This is a genomic window from Vibrio sp. D401a (genome assembly GCF_030248515.1).
In the GTDB taxonomy this organism is placed as follows: domain Bacteria; phylum Pseudomonadota; class Gammaproteobacteria; order Enterobacterales; family Vibrionaceae; genus Vibrio; species Vibrio rotiferianus.
The window spans coordinates 1-1,550 of record NZ_JAHGAI010000032.1 but is presented as its reverse complement, the minus strand read 5'-3'; the positions used below and the strand labels follow the sequence as shown (position 1 = coordinate 1,550).

The window sequence follows — 1,550 nt, the reverse complement described above, 5'->3', positions numbered from 1 at the left end:
AACAAACTGTTTAAGAGTGATTCGCAACGCGTGGCATTTTCACTATGCATTGGTTGTAGTGTTTAAGGTGGTATGCGGCGGCTATTGTATTGCGTTGCTCACCCCTTAACAGGGCGTTAACTGGATTCAAGGAGTTTTGAGTTTATGAATAAATCTTCAGCAGAAATCTTGAGCGATCATATTAATTGGATCGAACAGTCTGCATACGACGTGAAACATCAATTTGACCAGTTTGGATATGACTATGACCTTCTAAAAGGCTATGCGGATCTTAGTGTCTCAACTTTAGGTATTTCGGAGTCTGAATCCGTGATCTTTGGTACGGAAATCTTAGATAGTTTTTCCGATCAAGACAGTGACTTTTATGAAGATAAACGTGAATTGATATTTCAGTCATTAGTGGGTTTGCCAAGCTTAAACCGACAGTTAGAAAATGGCTTTATAGATCTCGGAATCAATTTTCATACACCTCAAGATACAGATACAGCAATGGCATATCTTAATTTTGGCGATGACTTCGAGAAAATCTATAAAAGGTATCGTTTCCCATCCAGTTAACAAAGCATTTAAGAGTGATTCTCAACGCTTGGCATTTTTCATTCCATCGTTGGGTTTAGTGTTTACGGTGGTATGATTAAGTCTCGTGGTAGCGTTGCTCACACCTTAATGCGGCGTTATGTGTATTAACTTGGATCTCTTTTTCGGTAGTAATATACGGATATACGCTGAGAAAAAAATGCTAGAGCTAGCATTGCCAACACGCCAATCACGATGAGAGCAATAAAAACGGCAGCTAAATCGTTATAACCATTAGACGCTACGTATAAGTTGACTAACTTGATTCCTAGCACCAATATGAGAATCATCCCGATTATGGCGAACAAAATAATGCCCCATGCATGTAGATCTGGGGATATTGGTCTTTGGTATTTCTGAGCAGCCATAATATTTACCACTGAGCAACCTTGTATCAAGTATAGCCGAGTAACTTCTAGACTATACACATAACAAAGCGTTTAAGACGGATTCCCAACGCTTGGCATTTTTGGCTTACTTTGGGTTAAGTGTTTATGTCACAATAGTTTAGGTAGGGTGGTAGGCGTTGCTCACCACTTAACGCGGCGTTATGTAGCTAGGTAAGAAATGGAGTATAAATGCTTGGTTTAGTTCGATTTGTATTGGTTGCGAATGTAATAGCAGCCGTAATAGTTGTTGGTCTAGAGATGTCTACAGGCTTCTTTGGACTTAAGTTTGTATCGGACTATGCATTTTTCATCGTAATGCTTATATGGGGAACGACAGCCTTATTTTTCATGTATCCACCTCTGGGGGGTATGGGGCAGTCTGATGACAAGGTTGATAGGATTACAGACTCAATGGTTGACCGTAGTGTTGCGGACGAAATCGATGATGAGCGGTTCTCAGAAAATACAGCCTTTTGTATCAAACTGCTCATAGCTGGCGTGCCTGCATTCTTGGTTTGTGTCCTTGCGAACATCGCTACATAACAAACTGTTCAAGAGGGATTCACAACGCGTGGCATTTTCACT

General features: G+C 40.5%; 2 protein-coding genes. Both read left to right on the top strand.

The annotated features are described in order from the left end of the window. The first annotated feature begins 144 nt into the window (after nucleotides 1-144). Nucleotides 145-558, top strand: coding sequence for a hypothetical protein (locus tag KIV41_RS13000; RefSeq protein ID WP_252040579.1), 414 nt, complete (start codon nucleotides 145-147; stop codon nucleotides 556-558). A gap of 596 nt (nucleotides 559-1,154) precedes the next feature. Then, nucleotides 1,155-1,508 (top strand): hypothetical protein, encoded by a 354-nt coding sequence (locus KIV41_RS12995; RefSeq protein ID WP_252040578.1) that lies wholly within the window; start codon nucleotides 1,155-1,157, stop codon nucleotides 1,506-1,508. Nucleotides 1,509-1,550 lie beyond the last annotated feature (42 nt).